The organism is Streptococcus mitis SK564 (genome assembly GCF_000148525.1).
In the GTDB taxonomy this organism is placed as follows: Bacteria; Bacillota; Bacilli; order Lactobacillales; family Streptococcaceae; genus Streptococcus; species Streptococcus mitis_H.
Genome location: NZ_AEDU01000003.1, coordinates 1 through 15,340, shown reverse-complemented (window position 1 = coordinate 15,340; position 15,340 = coordinate 1). Strand labels below are relative to the sequence as shown.

At 40.6% G+C, this 15,340-nt stretch carries 18 protein-coding genes; 1 reads left to right on the top strand and 17 read right to left on the bottom strand.

Annotated features, from left to right (window positions below):
- Position 1 precedes the first annotated feature (1 nt).
- The 4 genes from SMSK564_RS03480 to SMSK564_RS03465 form a co-directional block, all read right to left on the bottom strand.
- On the bottom strand, positions 2-1,096 hold the full coding sequence (locus SMSK564_RS03480) for a cystathionine gamma-synthase (RefSeq protein ID WP_000031955.1): 1,095 nt from the start codon (positions 1,094-1,096) through the stop codon (positions 2-4).
- A gap of 164 nt (positions 1,097-1,260) precedes the next feature.
- Positions 1,261-1,716, bottom strand: coding sequence for a hypothetical protein (locus tag SMSK564_RS03475; RefSeq protein WP_000500946.1), 456 nt, complete (start codon positions 1,714-1,716; stop codon positions 1,261-1,263).
- Between the two features lie 312 nt (positions 1,717-2,028).
- A complete protein-coding gene (locus tag SMSK564_RS03470) occupies positions 2,029-3,987 on the bottom strand; it encodes a peptide ABC transporter substrate-binding protein (protein ID WP_000748896.1) in 1,959 nt (652 codons plus the stop codon).
- A gap of 207 nt (positions 3,988-4,194) precedes the next feature.
- Positions 4,195-5,817: a putative polysaccharide biosynthesis protein gene (locus SMSK564_RS03465; protein WP_000064187.1), complete on the bottom strand. Its 1,623-nt coding sequence runs from the start codon at positions 5,815-5,817 to the stop codon at positions 4,195-4,197.
- A gap of 105 nt (positions 5,818-5,922) precedes the next feature.
- Here SMSK564_RS03465 and SMSK564_RS03460 point away from each other — a divergent pair, with 105 nt between their 5' ends.
- Positions 5,923-7,368 carry a UDP-N-acetylmuramoyl-L-alanyl-D-glutamate--L-lysine ligase gene (locus SMSK564_RS03460; protein WP_000590325.1) on the top strand — a complete coding sequence of 482 codons (1,446 nt, stop codon included), beginning with the start codon at positions 5,923-5,925 and terminating at the stop codon, positions 7,366-7,368.
- Between the two features lie 47 nt (positions 7,369-7,415).
- Here the strand turns inward: SMSK564_RS03460 and SMSK564_RS03455 are convergent, their stop codons facing one another.
- The 13 genes from SMSK564_RS03455 to SMSK564_RS0101920 all read right to left on the bottom strand — a co-directional run.
- Positions 7,416-7,607 (bottom strand): CsbD family protein, encoded by a 192-nt coding sequence (locus SMSK564_RS03455; RefSeq protein WP_000051188.1) that lies wholly within the window; start codon positions 7,605-7,607, stop codon positions 7,416-7,418.
- Positions 7,608-7,708: 101 nt separating this feature from the next.
- Complete coding sequence (locus SMSK564_RS03450; protein WP_000614469.1) at positions 7,709-8,359, bottom strand: DUF1803 domain-containing protein; 651 nt, start codon at positions 8,357-8,359, stop codon at positions 7,709-7,711.
- Positions 8,343-8,855 carry a YiiX/YebB-like N1pC/P60 family cysteine hydrolase gene (locus SMSK564_RS03445; protein WP_000892235.1) on the bottom strand — a complete coding sequence of 171 codons (513 nt, stop codon included), beginning with the start codon at positions 8,853-8,855 and terminating at the stop codon, positions 8,343-8,345. Before SMSK564_RS03445 ends, SMSK564_RS03450 begins: the two co-directional genes overlap by 17 nt.
- 86 nt (positions 8,856-8,941) lie before the next feature.
- Positions 8,942-9,877, bottom strand: coding sequence for a manganese-dependent inorganic pyrophosphatase (locus tag SMSK564_RS03440; protein ID WP_000036054.1), 936 nt, complete (start codon positions 9,875-9,877; stop codon positions 8,942-8,944).
- 85 nt (positions 9,878-9,962) lie between these two features.
- A complete protein-coding gene (locus SMSK564_RS03435; RefSeq protein WP_000349610.1) occupies positions 9,963-10,247 on the bottom strand; it encodes a GIY-YIG nuclease family protein in 285 nt (94 codons plus the stop codon).
- Positions 10,237-10,986, bottom strand: a complete 750-nt coding sequence (locus tag SMSK564_RS03430; protein WP_000390771.1) for a tRNA1(Val) (adenine(37)-N6)-methyltransferase — start codon at positions 10,984-10,986, stop codon at positions 10,237-10,239. The genes SMSK564_RS03435 and SMSK564_RS03430 overlap by 11 nt, the downstream gene beginning before the upstream one ends.
- 52 nt (positions 10,987-11,038) lie before the next feature.
- Positions 11,039-11,401: a S1 RNA-binding domain-containing protein gene (locus SMSK564_RS03425; protein ID WP_000689590.1), complete on the bottom strand. Its 363-nt coding sequence runs from the start codon at positions 11,399-11,401 to the stop codon at positions 11,039-11,041.
- A 1-nt stretch (position 11,402) separates the two neighbouring features.
- Complete coding sequence (locus SMSK564_RS03420) at positions 11,403-12,803, bottom strand: bifunctional Cof-type HAD-IIB family hydrolase/peptidylprolyl isomerase (RefSeq protein ID WP_000339007.1); 1,401 nt, start codon at positions 12,801-12,803, stop codon at positions 11,403-11,405.
- 81 nt (positions 12,804-12,884) lie between these two features.
- Positions 12,885-13,394 (bottom strand): GNAT family N-acetyltransferase, encoded by a 510-nt coding sequence (locus tag SMSK564_RS03415; protein ID WP_000858587.1) that lies wholly within the window; start codon positions 13,392-13,394, stop codon positions 12,885-12,887.
- 210 nt (positions 13,395-13,604) lie between these two features.
- Positions 13,605-13,844 carry a 30S ribosomal protein S18 gene (rpsR, locus tag SMSK564_RS03410; protein WP_000068664.1) on the bottom strand — a complete coding sequence of 80 codons (240 nt, stop codon included), beginning with the start codon at positions 13,842-13,844 and terminating at the stop codon, positions 13,605-13,607.
- 31 nt (positions 13,845-13,875) lie between these two features.
- The gene (ssbA, locus tag SMSK564_RS03405; RefSeq protein ID WP_000609603.1) at positions 13,876-14,346 is read right to left on the bottom strand and encodes a single-stranded DNA-binding protein SsbA; all 471 of its coding nucleotides are present in this window, start codon (positions 14,344-14,346) and stop codon (positions 13,876-13,878) included.
- A gap of 11 nt (positions 14,347-14,357) precedes the next feature.
- Positions 14,358-14,648, bottom strand: coding sequence for a 30S ribosomal protein S6 (gene rpsF / locus SMSK564_RS03400; RefSeq protein ID WP_001151778.1), 291 nt, complete (start codon positions 14,646-14,648; stop codon positions 14,358-14,360).
- A gap of 163 nt (positions 14,649-14,811) precedes the next feature.
- Positions 14,812-15,340 (bottom strand): LPXTG cell wall anchor domain-containing protein (locus SMSK564_RS0101920; protein ID WP_000296811.1); only part of this gene is annotated, 529 nt, incomplete at its 5' end.

Here is a 15,340-nt window from a genome sequence, read left to right as displayed (position 1 = left end):
CTTATCCTTCTAATGCTTGGCGCAAATCTGCAATCAAATCTCTAGCATCCTCAATCCCAATTGACAAGCGCAAGAGATCATCTGTCAAACCATAAGAATGACGTACTTCTGCTGGAATATCAGCGTGAGTTTGCGTCGTTGGATAAGTAATGAGACTTTCTACCCCACCCAAACTTTCCGCAAAAGAGAAGACCTTAAGACTGTTCAAAACATGAGGAATGCGTGTTTCATCCGCTACTTTAAAGGAAATCATGCCTCCACGACCAGTGTAAAGAACTTCCTTAACTGCTGGAGAATCCTTCAAAAAGGCAACCACTTCTTGGGCGTTAGCTGTTGAGCGCTCCATACGAAGAGACAAGGTCTTGAGACCACGAATCAATTGATAACTGTCAAATGGAGACAAGACTGCCCCTGTCGTATTGAGATTGTAGAAAAGCTTTTCGTATAGTTCTAAACTATTGGTCACAACCACTCCAGCCAAGACATCATTGTGGCCTGCTAGATACTTGGTTGCTGAATGAAGAACGATATCTGCTCCATCTTCAACCGGACGTTGGTAGATAGGGCTGTAGAAGGTATTGTCCACCACCACTTTGGCACCCTTAGCATGAGCCAATTTTGCTAGTTTTTCGATATCAAATTCCAACATCAAGGGATTGGTTGGCGTTTCGATATAGAGAACATCCACGTCCTTTTCTAACTCGGCAATCAACTCTTCTTCTGTATTGGCATAGGTAAAATGGAAACGGCCTTCCTGCTCCACTTGATTGAACCAGCGGAAAGAACCACCGTAAAGGTCACGGACAGCCAAGACCTTACTTCCTACTGGGAAGACACTAAAGGCCAATACAATTGCTGACATTCCTGAGCTAGTAGCTAGGGCATAGTCTGCGGACTCAATAGCTGCCAAGACTTCTTCTGCCTTACTGCGAGTTGGGTTTTTGGTGCGCGTATAGTCAAATCCAGTAGATTGACCAAACTCTGGATGCTGATAGGTCGTTGAAAAATGAAGCGGTGTCACCAATGCACCTGTCGCTTCATCTGACTTAATACCCGCCTGGGCCAAAATTGTGTTAATGTGTAATTCCTTGCTCATACAATTCCTCCAAATCTATAGTAACTATTGTACCACTTATTTTCACCAACTCATTTTCTTCTTTTCAAGAGCTAGTTATAGTTTCAAACTATAGACTTATCGAGTAAAGCTAAAAAGAATCCAGAAAACACTCCAGATTCTTTTGTGAAAATGATTGCTAGGGCTTACTTAGACTGAAAGAAATCCTGTTGGGATAAATAGTCATAATGGTCTTTGTTAAATTGATACTGACCTACATGCTGACTAATCTGACCGACATCCACGGAAAAAATATAGGCTTCATTTTGATAGTTCCAGTTCAGCCTAATCGTATTCAAGACTGGCTTATAAGTAAAATCTTGAACTTGATTCCAAGGCATCTCTACGACGTGATTAGAACGATTTCCAGTTACACCACTGATGTCCATCAAGTAGATTCCCTTAGGTGTGAATGCCAGAATCTTAGGCTTCACACTCGACTGAACATAGTAGGAACCACCTATTATGAAAAAATCAATAAAGGATTTGAACCATGTCTTTTTCTTGAAAGCCATCAGAAAATTCTTTTGCCCTTCAATGTGGCAAGTTGAGAGAAATGATTCAATCTGTTTTTCTGTTGCAAACTCCATAATAGCGCCCATGATGATACCTCCATAACGATTAGTAAATAGGCAGATAAGAATTCTTCACATAAAGAAGAACTTATCAATTATTACGTTTTATCTTACTTTTTCAGTAGACGGCATCCCTCCTATAACATTACCCTAGCATATGCATACTTCAATCAACATTGGGTAGATTTTCGAAAATAGCGTCTCACATTTATGTTATATTCATTATAACATAAACTCAAGAAACAAAGAAAAAAATGTGAGATTTTTCTTCCAAATTTACCATCATTCTATTAAAAAACGACAGCTTCTTTCGAAACCATCGTTTTGCTGGAAAAATCCTTATTTGACGTGTTTTGCCAATTCTTCTTGAGCTTTTTTATTAGATTCTTCTTTTTCTTTTAGCCATTTTTCTTTGGCTTTTTCATATTCGTCTTTTGTGACTGTCTTATCTTGTAATTTGAGGTATTTATATGATTCAACCCCTTTATTACCAGCCAATGAATATGGTGTTGAGAAAGGAACAATTTTTCTCAATGTTGGTGTTCCGCCTAGTGAAACATTTGGAATTGCTAGAGAGCTATCTACTAACCAAGCCTGAGCATCAGCATATTTTTCATAACGTTTAGCTGGATCTTGCTCCTTATTGGCTTCTTCCAACATTTGAGTGTAGACATCCAATCCAACAGCCTTGGCCTTGTCATTGACTTCACCTGGCTCTAAACCTAGATTTTGCATCAAACCACCAGAATTAACATTAAAGACATCAAGATAGGTTGAAGGGTCTTGATAATCTGCACTCCAACCACCATTGTAAAGATCATAATCTTTCTGAGCAGCAGTTTGAGCCAAATAGCTTGTATTATCAAAGTCTTCAGTAGAGAGTTGGTGAACATCAATCACAACATTATCTGAACCCAAGACAGATTCAATTGATTGTTTCATGGAATTAATTCCTTGAATCTCTGCCTTATTCGTCAAATCTACTGCTTTATCTAAGTGGATAGGGAATTGGACTCCTTTGGCTTGAAGTTCTTTCTTAGCTTCTGCAAATTTAGCCTTGGCTTTTTCGGGATTGTAGTATGGATCCTGGGCATCTGCAAAGTTGATTCCTTGCCATTCTTTGCCATAATTCACCATCTTAGAGGCTACTACTTCACCAAAGTCTTTTCCATTGATACTTACGAAGTTTGGAGGAACGACGAGGTTACGTAAAATCTTAGTTGCACCATCCTCTCCTTGAGATTGAGCCCCGTAAGCTGTACGGTCATAGGCAAAGTTAATGGCTTGACGGAAGTTTTTATTAAGAACCGCTTCCTGAGTCGATTTCTTTTCAGCATCACTTGTCTTGGAAGTAAATTTATAAGATTTTCTATCCAGGTTAAAGTTTAAGAAATAAGATGTAGCATCTTGCATGCTATAAATGATATTGTCCTTATTCTTTTCTTTAATCCCTTCAAAACTTGAACTATTTGGATAGAGACGAGCGTAGCTATAAGCCCCCTCCACAAAGTTACGAGCCAGTGCATCTTGGTCACTACCATCAAAATAAGCCAATTTCACATCATCTACAAAGACATTTTTAGCATCCCAGTAGTTAGGATTTTTCTTGAATTCGATGACAGATTTTGAAACAAAGGATTTCATCAAGAAAGGTCCATTATACAAAATGCTAGATGGGTCTACCTTGCCAAAATCATCCCCTTTTGATTTCAAGAAATCTGCATTAACTGGGAAGAGAATAGTTGACGTTGTTTTTGAGTTCCAGTAAGATTCAGGTCGTGTCAAGGTATATTGAACAGTCTGGTCATCAAGAGCCTTGACTCCGACAGTTGAAAAGTCTGTTGTTTTACCAGTGATATAGTCATCTAAACCAGCAACAGATTCTTGCACTAAGTACAAGGCTTCTGATTTTTTATCAGCCGCATATTTCAAACCTGTCACAAAATCTTGGGCAGTTACAGGAGCATATTCTTCCCCATCTGAAGTATACCACTTAATATCCTTACGAAGTTTGTAGGTATAGGTCAAACCGTCCTTAGAAACACTCCAATCCTCTGCCAAGGATGGAACATAGTTCCCGTATTGGTCATTTTCCATGAGACCATCTACCAGATTGGTCACAATATCATTTGTTGTTGCACGATTTTCTGCTAGATAGTTCAAACTAGATGGATCGCTTGAGTAAACATAGTTATATGTTTTTGACCCTGTGCTAGAATTTCCACACGCGCTTAATAAAATACCTGCACTTAACACGACACCTGCAAGTGTTGCATACTTGACCTTAGACTTTTTCATCTCCAGAACCTCCTGATTTAAATATTTGTTTTATTATACAAACTAACTACTTTTTAGTCAAGTGTTTTTTTGACATAAAATTCAATTACTTTCGTTATTTATTCTCTGTTTTACATTTCATATCCAATTCTAACAATAAAAAATGAATAAGAGAGTGTTTTGATTTTAAAAAAACTCAACTTATTCATTTTATTTATAAATTATTTTTTAAGAAATTTTTAATTTTGATCGCAGGCGATCTGCTTGAGCTTGTCCAATCACCTTGTCCAATAAACGAGTACGAAGGCTCAAGAATCCGTAAATTCCTCCTCCCATGGCACCAACAAGAGCTACATAAAGGAAGCTCCACAAACGTCCACTTGGTTGGAAGACAAATCCTAAAATCCACTGTATTGTTCCTACTACAAGAAGCATGAAAAGAGTTAACAAACTGATTAAAATGGTTCGCTTCACAATAATCTTGCGCTTGACACCTGTTACCTTACAAATATCCCGATACATCAAGATGTTAGGAATGATAAGACCGATGGTTGTAGAAATCAAGGGACCATAACTGTGGAAGAGGGCAATGGTTGGAATTTGCAAGACTAGCTTGGCAATTGAACCATAGATAAAATAGAGAACAGCCTTGCGGTTGCGGAACATGGCCTGAAGCATTGGAGACAAGACCATGTACAAGCCTAAAATAGTAGACTGCAAAACTGCAAATACAAACAAGCCCATAGCCAAACTATCTGGCTTGCCATAGAAGACAGTATAGAGAGGTTCTCCTACCATAACCACTCCAACCGTTGCTGGCAGTAGGAATAAGAAAAGCATGGTAATACTGTCCTGAACGAGACGAGAAGCTGCCCTCAAATCTCCCTTGACGTAGTTTTCAGTCAAAAGTGGCAAGCCTACACTCCCAATCGAAACCCCAACAGAAATCAAAATCATAGTGATTTTATTAGGGTTGGCTGAGAAATAAGAAAACATGACAACCAAGTCTTCATTGCTATAATTGGTAAACCAACTCATACTATTGATAAAGGTCATCTGGTCCAGAATCTGGAAAAGTTGGATGGCAGACCCTGTCAGGATAAAAGGAATGGCTTCCTTAATGGTATCGACCAAGAGACGCTTACTATTAATCTTATCCCCTGTTTCAAGAACTCTTTTTAGTAAACCTTCTTTTGCAAGGAAATAAATCAAAACTGCAAAACTGGCTACCATGCCGACAAAGGCAGCAAAGGTGGATTGGGTAACTGCTGCTAGATAATCTCCTGAGCCCATTTTCATAATCATAAAGGTAGCTAGGAGCATCCAGATAACACGAATGACCTGCTCAGCGATTTGGCTCATGGCATAAGGTTTGAGATTATTCATTCCTTGGAAGAAGCCTCGGATAACACTCATAGATGGGAAAATCAAGACCGCCCAAGCCAAGCTCTGCATAATTGGGATCAGGTCTTTCCCTACACCCGACAAATCTGCTAGCCAAGGAGCAAAGACATATAAGACCAGAGCAAAGACCAGACCTAGTCCCGTCATAAAGCCTAAAAAACTCCGAATCAGGGCAAAGCTATGCTCCTCTTCTCGCATGGTATTATACTTGGCAACTTGCTTGGCCACCGCAACTGGAATACCCGCTGTTGAAACTAGCAAGAACCAGGCATAGATATTGTAGCCCATGGTAAAGAGACCATTGGCCGTAGCCGCATAAGACCCCATCCAGATATACCAGGGGATAATATAAATGGCCCCTAGCAGGCGACTGATAAAGTTACTAGCCGTTAGCCAAGCAGTCCCCCGTAACATCTGGGCCTGCTGGTGATTGTTTTCGTTAGACATAGATTCCTCATTTTATTTTAATCACTAGGAAAAATTCCTCATCTTCCATTATAAACTTTTCCTTGTCACTTGTAAATTTACGACTTTCGGTTTACAATAGAAAGTATGATTAAGATTGAAACCGTATTAGATATATTAAAGAAAGATAGTCTCTTCCGTGAGATTATTGACCAAGGACATTACCACTACAACTATAGCGATGTCGTCTTTGACACCATCTGCTATGACAGCCGCAAGGCCAAAGAGAAGAGCCTCTTTTTCGTCAAAGGTGCTGCCTTTAAGAAGGAATTTCTTCTTTCAGCCATCTCTCAAGGCCTCGGTTGGTATGTGGCTGAAAAGGACTATGAGGTTGGTATTCCTGCCATTATCGTCAGTGATATAAAGAAAGCCATGAGTTTGATTGCTATGGAGTTTTACGGCAATCCACAGGAAAAACTTAAACTCCTGGCCTTTACTGGAACCAAGGGTAAGACAACAGCAGCCTACTTCGCCTATAACATTTTGTCTCAAGGGCATCGACCTGCTATGCTCTCGACCATGAATACAACTCTAGACGGCAAAACTTTCTTTAAGTCTGCATTGACAACTCCTGAGAGCATTGACCTCTTTGATATGATGAATCAAGCTGTGCAAAATGACCGTACCCACCTCATCATGGAAGTATCCAGTCAAGCCTATCTGGTCAAACGTGTCTATGGTCTAACCTTTGATGTGGGAGTTTTCCTCAATATCAGCCCAGACCATATTGGCCCTATTGAACACCCTAGCTTTGAAGACTACTTCTACCACAAGCGACTCTTGATGGAAAATAGCCGAGCAGTCATCATTAATAGTGACATGGACCATTTCTCAGTCTTGAAAGAACAGGTGGAAGATCAAGAGCATGATTTCTATGGTAGCCAGTCAAGTAACCAAATCGAGAATTCCAAAGCCTTTAGCTTTTCAGCTACTGGTAAACTCGCTGGTGATTATGATATCCAACTGATTGGCCACTTCAACCAAGAAAATGCAGTCGCTGCAGGACTTGCCTGTCTCCGTCTGGGCGCTAGTCTTGAGGACATCAAAAAAGGAATCGCAGCAACCCGTGTTCCTGGTCGTATGGAAGTCCTCACCCAGAAAAATGGAGCCAAGGTCTTCATCGACTATGCCCACAATGGTGATAGTCTCAAAAAACTCATCAATGTGGTTGAAACTCATCAAACTGGAAAAATTGCTCTGGTTCTGGGTTCAACAGGAAATAAAGGAGAAAGCCGTCGTAAAGACTTTGGCCTCCTCCTTAATCAACATCCTGAGATTCAAGTCTTTCTGACTGCTGATGACCCCAACTACGAAAACCCAATGGCTATTGCGGATGAAATTAGTAGCTATATCGATCATCCTGTTGAAAAAATTGCGGATCGCCAAGAAGCCATCAAGGCAGCGATGGCTATCACAAATCACGAATTAGATGCAGTTATTATTGCTGGTAAGGGAGCAGATTGCTACCAAATCGTCCAAGGCAAGAAAGAAGCCTATCCTGGAGATGCAGCTGTCGCAGAAAATTATTTATAAGATAGTAAAAAAATCAAGGGAAATGAAACCCTTGATTTTTTCTATCTTTATTTGAAAGCGTTTTTCAAACCTTCAACAGCACCTTCTGCAGCATCTTTAGCATCTTCAACTACTTCTTTTGCCTTAGCAACTGTCTTTTCAACAGCTCCTTCAAGTTCTGTCTTGCTATCCCCAGTAACTTTACCAAATCCTTCTTTGATAGCGCCTGTTGCTTGTTCCAATTTGTTTTCAAGTGACATTTGATTGTCTCCTTTAGTTTTATTCCGATATGTGTTACCGGTTACATATAGTTTATACCGAATACTAAGGAAAGTCAAACAATGTGCTCAGAAACAAGAAATCAGACCAAGTAGAAAGTTAATCTTTCCTTATCCAAATCGATAGCCAACTCATACTTTCCATCTTCATTTTGGCCAATATAACCTAGGAGAACTAAACTGTCCACAAAGATATCACGGCGTTTCTGCATAAGCTGGGCTTTTTTAAGAAATTTCAACAAAAAAGTCGTCATATATTTGAGAGCATACTCAGGATTGACATCTCCCAAAATGTCATAGAGCTCCTGCTGTTTTTTTGTCAAAGGATACTGATGTTTGACCTTGTAGAAATAATTGGACAGGGTCATTTTTGATCTAGCAAAGTCCGTCTTTTCAACTAAAATAGCTGCATTGGTCTGATTGCGCAATTCTGTCTCAAAACTCTTCTGCAACAAAGCTTGATAGGTCGGACTATCTTCTTTGACAAAAATCTCTTGATCCAGTTCAAGACTATCGAGTGATTCAAGCATAGGAAGACTAAGGTAATAGCGCTTATTTTCCCGTAGAATCAAACCTGCCTTTATATACTCTTCCATGAGTTTGTCAACTGCTACATCTGGAAACTTGGCCTTAATTTCCCGTAGAATCACATCCTCATGCTGGTCCAGATAGCGGATTAATTCTCCAAAAAATGGCTGTCTCGTCAAACGAGATGGATTAAAAATCTGAATCATGAAGATTCCTTTCTTTACATTTTAACAGAGGCGATGCTGCCAACTGACTGGGATTGGTCCCAGCTTGGTTTAGAGGAACAGGCAGACCTAGTTCTCTATAATACTCCCTCCAAAAATCACTAATCTCCTGCTCCCCATCCCCAAATTTCATAGGTATGGTTTCAAAAATCGGTAGGATTTCTGCCATATACTGGGAACAGTAGAAACCAGCTCCATCTGGATAGAAAGAAGTATTGTAGGGAGCCCCAAGATGTTTGCAAGCTCTTTCCTTGACAGACTGGATGTCTAGTTCTGGGTAGACATAGAGGTCGTACAAATGATTGGACTCAAAGAAGTCTGCTGGTTCTTGACAGATAACACCAAATTTTCCACTAGCATGGTAAATCATCCCATCCAAATAAATGGCAACATGGTTATAGTTGCCTGTGGAAGTCAGGATGGCCTGTCCCATATCTGACTCATCTCTCACAAAAATCAAATCGCCATTTTCTAACATACTTCACTCCTAGAAAAAAAGGAGCCGAAACTCCCTTCGATATAATTCAAACTAGACTTTCCGATTTTGAACTGACACCCAAAATCTTAAGCATTAAAGCTTTCAGTCAATTGAGGCACCACTTGTTTCTTACGTGAAACAGCACCAGCAAGGAAAGCATGGTTGTTTTCAAGTTTGAAGTTGAAAGCCGCTTCGACCTTGCCCATATTGGCACCAAGAGCCAAGATTTCTGAGTTTGAGTTGACGATATCTGTAATCATCAAGACAAAGTCAGAGTAGCCGTTTGCTGTGTTGGCCGCTTGCATTGCAGCTTCAATTTCTGCTTGACGTTCCAAGACTTCAGCGATGTCAACTGTATTTACTTGAGCAACACGGACATTATTTCCGTTCAATTCAAAAGTCTTAGCATCGATATCAATCAATTCTTCAGCAGATTTGCTGGCCAAGTTTGTACCAGCTTTCAACATTGCCAAACCATATTCCTCCAAGTTGACACCAGCCAATTCAGCCAATTCAGGAGCAATGACTGTATCTGTTGGGTGTGTTGTTGGTGATTTCAAAAGAAGAGTATCTGAAATCAAACCTGAAAGCATCAAACCAGCAATCTCTTTAGGCACAGCCACACCATGTTCTTTGAACATACGGTAAACGATTGAAGACGCTGAACCAACTGGCTCCAAACGCATGTAAAGTGGACTTGCAGTTTCAAAGTTAGCCACACGGTGGTGGTCTACAACACCATAAACTTCTACTTCAGCGATATCTGATACAGATTGTTGGAATTCATTGTGGTCAGTCAAGATAACTTGCTCTGCACCTTCTGCTTTAGCAGAAGTGATAACACGCGGTGCTTCCACACCAAAATAGTTCAAGACAAAGGCTGTTTCTTCATTTGGAGTTCCAAGGGCAACAGCTTCCGTATCCAAACCGTAAGCTTCTTTTGCAAGGTAGGCAAAGGCTACAGATGACCCGATGGCATCTGAGTCTGGATTTTGGTGACCAAATACTAGAATCTTAGACATGATAATACCTCATTTTGTTTATTCTCTTTATTGTAGCATTTTTTTCGCTTTTTGACAAAAGTAAGAGGAGTCAAAGGACTCCCCGCTACTCTTCAAAATAACTGAGCAAATTTCTATCTTGATTTTCAGATAAAAATTGCTCCTTCTGTAACCTCTTCTTACGCTTTAGAAGGGCTTCAGCCGACATGGCTTCTGCCTTACTGGCAAAACCTTGAGCATAGATGAGTTTGACTGGCAAGCGTGCTCGTGTGTATTTGGCTCCCTTCCCACTATTGTGGACAGCGAGGCGTCTTCTCACATCAGTCGTATAGCCTGTATAGTAAGATCCATCACGACACTCCAGCACGTACATATAAGCCTTATGATCCATAATAAATCTCTTCGAGTTCCGGCGTATAAGAGCCATCATCATTGTGGACAATGAGAGGTGGCAAGACCTTAAAACCGCTTGTTGAGCCATCCTTGATAGCCTCAATCAAAAGCATATTGGCTTCCTTTTCTCTTTTTGGATAAACAAACTGCAGGCGCTTAGGGGCTAGATTATGCCGTTGTAAGGTATCCAAAATATCCAGAAGTCGATCAGGACGATGAACCATGGCCAACCGTCCATTAGACTTGAGAATACTCTGGGCACTACGACAGATTTCCTGCAAATTGGTCGTGATTTCATGGCGCGCCAAGAGATAATGTTCGCTCTCGTTCAGGTTTGAATGAGGATCCACCTTGAAATAAGGCGGATTACACAAAATCATATCCACCTTACTTCCCTGTATACGAGAAGGCATATTTTTCAAATCATCACAGATGACCTCCATCTGCTCTTCCAAACCATTCAAACGGACAGAGCGTTCAGCCATATCCGCCAAACGCTCCTGAATCTCAACAGCCAAAATCTGTGCCTGAGTACGGGTGCTGGCAAAAAGCCCCACTGCTCCATTCCCAGCGCAGAAATCCACTATCAAGCCCTTTTTAGGAAAACGTGGAAATCGTGACAAGAGAACACTATCCACCGAATAGCTAAAAACCTCTCTATTTTGAATGATTTTAATATCTGTCGAAAAGAGCTGGTTAATGCGCTCTCCTGATTTTAATAATTGTTCTTCTTCCATGGTTCTATTATAGCAAATTTATATTAACATTACAAAAGATAGAGATTTCTAACTAGTGCTTCTGCTTCTTCAAATGTTGAAGGGCTTCCTTGGTCCAAATTGGCATCATTCGTTTAAGAGGAGCAAAGCCGTAGTTAAAACGGTCGCTTGAAAAGCGTCGCCGTCTCGGAAACTGGTGCTTTTCTTCCTCCAAAGTGCGGATTGAAAGACTAGCTTTCCCTGTAAATTCATCTAAATCCACTACCTGAACCAGAACCTCTTCATCGACTTTCAAGGCTTCATGAATATTTTCAATAAATCCTGTCCGAATCTCCGAAATGTGAATCAGCCCCGTATCACCCGTCTCTAGTTCAACAAAGGCACCGTAGGGCTGAATCCCTGTAATACGCCCCTTTAGCTTATCACCGATTTTCATCTTAGTCCTCGATTTCAATAGTTTCAATCACGACATCTTCAACTGGCTTGTCCATAGCCCCAGTCTCAACAGCAGCAATGGCATCCAAGACAGCGTAAGAAGCTTCATCAGCTAGCTGACCAAATACAGTATGACGACGGTCTAGGTGAGGAGTTCCTCCTTGCTCTGCATAGATTTCCGCAATCGGTTCTGGCCAACCACCACGAGCAATTTCTTTCTTAGAATAAGGCAAATGTTGATTTTGCACGATAAAGAACTGACTGCCGTTGGTATTTGGACCAGCATTGGCCATGGAAAGGGCACCACGGATATTGTAAAGTTCTTCTGAGAATTCATCCTCAAATGATTCGCCGTAGATTGACTCGCCACCCATACCAGTTCCAGTTGGGTCTCCACCTTGGATCATAAAATCCTTTATAATACGGTGGAAAATGACACCATCATAGTAGCCATCTTTTGAAAGAGCTACAAAGTTAGCTACTGTTTTAGGAGCATGTTCAGGGAAGAGCTTAATACGCAAGTCTCCATGATTAGTCTTAATAGTCGCAAGAGGACCTTCTACTGTTTCAATGTCTACTTGTGGGAAATGCAATTCTTTTTCTACCATACCAAATCCTTCTAAGGCATCAAAAATGCCACCTTCTTCTAATGTTTTTGTAATATAATCTGCTTTTTCTTTGATGTTATCATGAGAAATTCCCATTGCAACGCTGATTCCAGCATAATCAAAGAGTTCCAAGTCATTCAGCCCATCTCCAAAAACCATGACGTTCTCTGGTTTCAAGCCAAGATGTTCCACAACCTTTTCCACACCCGTCGCTTTGGAGCCTGAAATCGGCACAATATCAGACGAATGTTGATGCCAACGAACCATGCGAAGTTTGTCTGAGAGACTGTCAGGCAAGTGCAAGTCATCTCCCTTATCTTCAAAAGTCCACATCTGATAAATATCTACTTTTTCATGGAAGTCAGGATCCACGTCCAAGTTTGGATAAATCGGATCAATAGCCTCACTGATCATCTCAGTTCGAGCGGAGAGTTTAGCATCATGACTCCCAACCAAGCCATACTCAATTCCTTCTTGCTTAGCCCAAGAGATATACTCCTCAACATCTGACTTCTCGATCTGATGTTGATAAATAACCTGACCTTTTTTATCTTCGATATAAGCCCCATTCAGGGTTACAAAAAAGTCAGGCTTGAGTTCACGAATCTCTGGAACGACACCAAAAATCCCTCGTCCAGAAGCAATACCTGTCAAGATTCCTTTCTCACGTAATTGCTTAAAAACAGTTGGGATTGAAGCTGGAATAAAACCTGTCTTTGAATTCCGCAATGTATCATCGATATCAAAAAAGACAATCTTAATCTTTTTTGCCTTGTATCTTAATTTGGCATCCATCTCACTACCTCTTTCAATCTAACTCTTTCCATTATACCATAAAGTAGAGAAATCCCACATCCCCAATAAAATCCTTATCTCTTATCCGAATTCCTTTACTAGATACAAAACCAAATCATCATTATTTTGGCTAGTTGCATTCATTTCCAAGGGTTGATTTCGATACCAGACACCTGTCCCATCTAGAATGTAGCCCCGTCTGATATACAATCTCTGGGCAGGGCCATAGCCTAAGTGCAAACCTACACCAAGAGTGACCTTACTCGAAACAACCCTGACTCGTTTTTCTGCTTCTTCTAGCAGTTGATTCCCAATCCCTTGATTTCGAAAAGGCTCAAACACATTAAAATCTGATAATTCTGGATAGACTTCTGCAAAAGGACCATGTTTAGCAGAGGGCAAAATAGTAACGTAGCCCGCTACAGCAGCATCAATCTCTGCAACTAAGACTTCTCTCTCCCCACTTTCCTGTTCCAGAAAATATCTAGCCAAAATTCCCTCTCTACCAGGCCAACCTTGATTCATAAATCCTCGAGATAGATCTTTAATGTCAGATTCTTGCATTTTTCTAATTGAACATGTCGTCTTCATAAGTTGCTCCTTTAAAGCTTTCTCCTACCATTATAGCACGATAATAAAGATTAAAAGAAAAAACCTAGTAAGACAAAAGAATCTTACTAGGTCAAAAGGGGACTCCATTCTAACAGAGTCCTGGAAAAGTCTGAAAAAAAGGTCCACTGGACCCCAACTCGCTCTCTCATTTCAAGGCTCGTGAAAAAAAGACCCGTCGGGGTCTTTTCTTTAATCTTCGTTTACGAAAGGCATCAAAGCCATTACGCGAGCGCGTTTGATAGCTGTTGTTACTTTACGTTGGTTTTTAGCTGAAGTTCCTGTTACACGACGAGGAAGGATTTTCCCACGTTCTGAAACGAAACGGCTAAGAAGCTCAGTATCTTTGTAATCAACATATTCAATTTTGTTTGCTGCGATGTAATCAACTTTTTTACGGCGTTTGAATCCGCCACGACGTTGTTGAGCCATGTTTTTTCTCCTTTATAATTTTAGTTGTCCATTAGAATGGTAAATCGTCATCTGAAATATCCAATGAATTTGTTGCTCCAAATGGATTTTCATCACGTGAAAAGTCTGGTACTGAATTTGTAGGTGCTGAATAGTTTGAACTTGGTGCAGAATAAGCTCCGCCTGTGTGACCCTCACGCACACTACGGCTTTCCAACATTTGGAAATTCTCAGCCACGACCTCTGTCACGTAGACACGTTGTCCTTGCTGGTTATCGTAACTACGAGTCTGGATACGACCTGTCACCCCGATAAGTGAGCCTTTTTTAGCCCAGTTAGCAAGGTTTTCAGCCTGTTGGCGCCACATAACGACATTGATAAAATCAGCCTCACGTTCGCCATTTTGACTCTTAAATGTACGGTTTACTGCAAGAGTAAAAGTCGCAACTGCTACATTTGATGGGGTATAACGCAACTCAGCGTCACGTGTCATACGCCCTACAAGTACAACATTGTTAATCATAGTTTACCTTCTTACGCGTCAGTTTTGACGATCATGTGACGAAGAATGTCAGCGTTGATTTTTGAAAGACGGTCAAACTCTTTAAGAGCTGCGTCGTCGTTTGCTTCAACGTTAACGATGTGGTAAAGTCCTTCACGGAAATCTTTGATTTCGTATGCAAGACGACGTTTTTCCCAAGATTTTGATTCAACAACAGTTGCACCGTTGTCAGTCAAAATAGAGTCAAAACGTGCTACCAAAGCGTTTTTAGCTTCTTCTTCAATGTTTGGACGAATGATATAAAGAATTTCGTATTTAGCCATTGATATGTTCCTCCTTTTGGTCTAATGACCCCAAGACTTTGCAAGGGGTAAGTGAGGTTCGCTCACAATAAACTATTATACTAGAAAAAAATTTTTTACGCAAGTAAAAACACCGAAATAAAAAAAGAAGATGACGAATCATCTTCTCAAAAACTATGAGTTTTTAGTCTTCTTTTTTCTTGCGAGAAAGAAGTCCAAATCCACTAAGGGCTCCAAGAAGTCCAAGTGCTGCAAGACTAGCGTTAGCTTCTGTACCAGTATATGGCAATTCTTTTTGACCATCAACATATTTAGGTGTTGTTGGTTGTTTTGGTTGCTCAGGTACTGTTGGCATTTCCGGAGTCACTGGTTGCTCTGGGGTCTCTGGCTCTTGTGGAGAAACTGGTTGTACTGGTTCAACCGGTGTTGGAGTTGGCATCTCAACTTTGCGGAAGATATGTCTGATATTTCCTTTTGAACCTGTCACAGTCTTCACATATTCGTAACCTGGAATTGTTCCCGGTTCTTTAGAACCTGGCTCAGTTGGTTTCAATGGATTTCCATTCTCATCAGTCCAAGTAGTTGTATTTTGCTTACCTGGATTTGGTTGAGGAACAGGTAAAGGTGTTGGAGCTGGTGGTGTTACTTTTTCGTAAACATGTTCTGTATCTCCATTTGGCAGTTTCTTCGTTTCTACGAATCTGTACTCTGGG